Below are 3,984 nucleotides of genomic sequence, written 5' to 3'. Positions count from 1 at the left end.
AATCCGCCGATTGATGCCAAACCGTATTCACAAGGAATAAAGAATGGTGGGTCATGATGGATTTGAACCATCGACCAATTGATTAAAAGTCAACTGCTCTACCAACTGAGCTAATGACCCGCTCTATTGTTACGTTTAAATGCAACTTACTACTTTGCGTAAATCCGCCGATTGGAACCAGTCATTATTCACAAGGAATAAAGAATGGTGGGTTATGATGGATTTGAACCATCGACCAATTGATTAAAAGTCAACTGCTCTACCAACTGAGCTAATAACCCATTCCAGTTGCTAACTTATTACTAAGTTAAAGCTTACGTAAATCCGCCGATTGATGCCAAACCGTATTCACAAGGAATAAAGAATGGTGGGTCATGATGGATTTGAACCATCGACCAATTGATTAAAAGTCAACTGCTCTACCAACTGAGCTAATGACCCGCTCTGACGTTGCGTTTTATAACAACTTAGTATTGTACGTAAATCCGCCGATAAAAGACCATTCAAAGAATGGTGGGTTATGATGGATTTGAACCATCGACCAATTGATTAAAAGTCAACTGCTCTACCAACTGAGCTAATAACCCGCTCTTTTTGTCGCATTTCGAGTGGGGTAACCATTCGTTTGCTGCGGGCGCTTATAATACTTATTTATAAAATGAGTGCAACCGAAATTGTCTCTTTTTTTAAGTTTTTATGTCTAGATGCACAAAATTAAACCGTTTGTGCTCAAACTACATGCAAATCCAAGATTCTTCGAGAGTTTCCATGTAGTTTGCTCGCCTTAACTAGAAATTTAATCGCTGGTGAACTTTAGTTTCCCAAACGATCAGTTGCTAGTTTTGCAGCGGTAGTACTTGGGTATTGATTGATAAGATCGCTCAATATTTTTTGTGCTTGCGCCGCTGAACCTTGATCTTGTAAAAGTGTGCCTAACTTTAGCATTGCATCAGGGCGTTTATTAGAATTTGGAAATTCGTTAACAACCACTTTAAAATGCTCCACCGCTTTTACGCCATCATTTTTAATAGTAAGCAACTGCCCTAACCAATAATGCGCGTTAGACGCATATACAGAGTTTGGATAGGTAGTCAAAAACGTTTGAAATTCAGGAATCGCTTGATCATAACGTTTATCTTTCATTATTAACGCAACAGCACGCTCGTACGCTTCATTTTCAGATAAGTCACTGCTGTAGCTCTGTGCATCGTTTGGCTGCGCCTGATCGACTACTGGAGCTGCTGTTGGCTGTGTATAAGCCTGGCTCACGCGGTTTTCAATCTCTTGATACAACTCACGCTGACGCTGCAGTACTTTTTCAAGTTTGTAGCTTTGCTCTTCAGTTACACCGCGAATTTGACTTACTTCGTCTTGTAACAAGTTAAGTTGTTGCTGTAACTCTACTTGTAAAAAGTTACGCGACTGCATCATATTCTCAAGCGACGCTAATCGCTTCTCAATACTTGATTGTGAACTTGCAGCTTCTGAAACAGGAGCGGGAGCAGCCATTAACTGGGTGCTCCCGCTCAATATCATGGCTGCCAAAATAATTTTCGGCTTCATAATATCTCTTATCTTAGTAAACTAGTACCGCACGGCGGTTTTTAGCGAAAGCTGATTCAGTGCGAGATTTAACCATTGGCTTCTCTTCACCGTAGCTTACCACTGACATTTGGCTAGCTGAAACACCTAAGCTTAATAGGTATTTTTCAACTGCTTGGCCACGGTGCTCACCTAGTGCAATGTTGTACTCTGGAGTACCGCGCTCATCTGCGTGGCCTTCAATTAGTACTTTAACTGATGGGTTTTGAACTAAAAACTCAGCATGTGCACGAAGTAAATCAGCGTACTTACCTTCAACAGTCGCTTTATCAAAGTCAAAGTAAATTACTTGCTCTTGACGTAGTGCTTCGTACTTTTGACGAAGTTGCTCTTCTGCTTGTTGCTCAGGAGAGATTGTAGCTACTTCAACTGTATCAGTGTTAGTTGATTGCTCAACAACGCCTTGATTTGATTGGTTTGCAGCACCTTCATCAATATCAGAAGATGAGCTACAAGCTGCTAATGTCATTACTGGCACAGCAATTAGCAGGCCTTTAAGTATTTTGTTAAGTTGCATTGAGTAGATTCCTATTTTGAGTAAACCAGTAATATTACTGTAAGTATGGCGACCAAGCTGGTGCCTTTACTTGTCCGTCTAGCACAGGTAACCGTGCTTTAAAGCGGCCGTCCATCGATACTAGCGCAAGTACCTGTTTATTATTATGGAGCGTGCTGTATATAATCATCGAACCATTTGGCGCTATGCTCGGTGATTCATCTAGGCGTGTTCTCGTTAATACTTGAAACGCACCTGTAGCCAGCTCTTTCTTAGCAAGATGGTACTGCCCGTTGGTACGGTTAACCATCACTAATTCTTTTCCATCTGGTGTTATAGAACCAGCAAGGTTCATATCACCATCAAAGGTGAGTCGTTGTGACCTACCTGTTTTTAAATTTAACTTATAAATCTGAGCATTACCACCCCTTTCAGATGTAAACACAATATCTTGGCCATTAGGGTACCAAGATGGCTCAGTATCTATGCTACGGTGATTTGTTAAGCGTGTTTCTTTACGTGTAGCAAGGTCAAGCATGTAAACTTCTGTCGCACCCGTCTTATCCTTAGAAAGCACTAATAATAGCTTTTTACCATCTGGCGAAAACTGCGGTGCACCATTAATACCACGGTAGCTTGCTATTATTTCACGCTTACCTGTGTATATATCTTGAATGTAAATTTGGCTTTGACGGTTTTCAAACGTTACATACGCTAGTTTAGTACCATTTGGTGACCATGCTGGCGACATTAATGGTTCTTTTGAACGAAGTAATACCTGTTCGTTAAAACCATCGTAATCAGCAACGACTAGTTGATAAGGTTTAGGCTCGTTATCACGTACTATTACATATGCAATTTTAGTTAAAAACGCGCCCTTTTCACCCGTTAGCTTTTCATAAATAACATCACTAATGCGGTGTGAATAACGACGAAAACCACTCTCGCCAATAACACTTTCACGCGCTTCTAAAATATGATCTTGGCTTTTAACTAACTTACCGTTACTCATCATTTGCGTATTGCCACCGGTAATTTGGCCGCGAATCACATCAACTAACTCATAACGAACTAAATAACGCCCATCAGTTTGTTGTTCAACCTCACCAACAAGAACAGCTTCAACACCTTTATTAACCCAAGACGCATAATCAATTTCGCCATCTTTACTTGGCTGTTGCGGCATTTGCGCCACATCAACAGGTTTAAACTTACCACTGCGCATTAAATCGGCAGCAATAACACCACTTAGCTTTTCAGGAATTGGACCAACACCTTGGTATTTAAAAGGTACAATGGCAATAGGCCTTGCACCGTCTACACCTTCTGTTATTACAATTTCAAGCGCTGCATTAGCAACACCCGTAAACCCAAACAGTAAAACTAAACAGGCTATTTTTATTTTGTTGAACATATCATTCCTTTAAAATTCTGGCTTGATTGTTAAATTAATATTCTTAAGTTTTTCGAATACGTCTTTATCTTTAGATACCGGTAATGTGTCAGCCATGCGCACTGCTCTTAATGCAGCTTCACATACTAACTTGTCGCCACCTAATGATTTAACTTGCGTTACTAAACCATTAAAGCCCAAACGAATATTAACTCGGCACTGTTGGTTTTTCATTTTTTCATCAATCAGTAAGTTTTGCTGAATACGCGCCATAATTAATGCACGGTACTTATCAACTTCGCTCACCACTTGTTGCTGACGTATTTTACTACGGGCAGCCTGCTCTTTGGCAAGTTGCTCTTGTAACATTTGCTCTTGCATTGCTTGCTGGCGTTTACGTTCGGCTTCAGCAGCACGCTCTTTTGCTTCCTCTTCACGCTTTTTGCGCTCAGCTTCTGCTTTTTTAAGCGCTTCTTCTTCAGCTTTGCGTTTG

4 protein-coding genes and 4 tRNA genes are annotated in these 3,984 nt (G+C 40.7%); all 8 read right to left on the bottom strand.

Going from position 1 to position 3,984, the window contains the following annotated elements; genetic code table 11:
- Window positions 1-44: 44 nt before the first annotated feature.
- A tRNA-Lys gene (locus tag H5117_RS20180) sits at window positions 45-120 on the bottom strand.
- Window positions 121-205: 85 nt separating this feature from the next.
- Window positions 206-281: transfer RNA gene (locus tag H5117_RS20175), tRNA-Lys, on the bottom strand.
- An 84-nt stretch (window positions 282-365) separates the two neighbouring features.
- Window positions 366-441: transfer RNA gene (locus tag H5117_RS20170), tRNA-Lys, on the bottom strand.
- Between the two features lie 70 nt (window positions 442-511).
- A tRNA-Lys gene (locus H5117_RS20165) sits at window positions 512-587 on the bottom strand.
- Window positions 588-813: 226 nt separating this feature from the next.
- Window positions 814-1,563, bottom strand: a complete 750-nt coding sequence (gene ybgF / locus H5117_RS20160) for a tol-pal system protein YbgF (RefSeq protein WP_033021320.1) — start codon at window positions 1,561-1,563, stop codon at window positions 814-816.
- A 13-nt stretch (window positions 1,564-1,576) separates the two neighbouring features.
- Entirely contained in the window at window positions 1,577-2,119 is a 543-nt protein-coding gene (gene pal, locus H5117_RS20155) for a peptidoglycan-associated lipoprotein Pal (RefSeq protein WP_002960636.1), read from the bottom strand.
- Window positions 2,120-2,153: 34 nt separating this feature from the next.
- On the bottom strand, window positions 2,154-3,512 hold the full coding sequence (gene tolB, locus H5117_RS20150; protein WP_138488837.1) for a Tol-Pal system beta propeller repeat protein TolB: 1,359 nt from the start codon (window positions 3,510-3,512) through the stop codon (window positions 2,154-2,156).
- Window positions 3,513-3,521: 9 nt separating this feature from the next.
- Window positions 3,522-3,984 (bottom strand): cell envelope integrity protein TolA (gene tolA, locus H5117_RS20145; protein ID WP_182739003.1); only part of this gene is annotated, 463 nt, incomplete at its 5' end.

Origin of the sequence: Pseudoalteromonas sp. SG45-1 (assembly GCF_014164135.1) — a bacterium.
Taxonomy (GTDB): Bacteria; Pseudomonadota; Gammaproteobacteria; order Enterobacterales; family Alteromonadaceae; genus Pseudoalteromonas; species Pseudoalteromonas distincta.
Note: the sequence above shows the minus strand (reverse complement) of the source record. Positions and strands in the feature narration are given on the sequence as shown.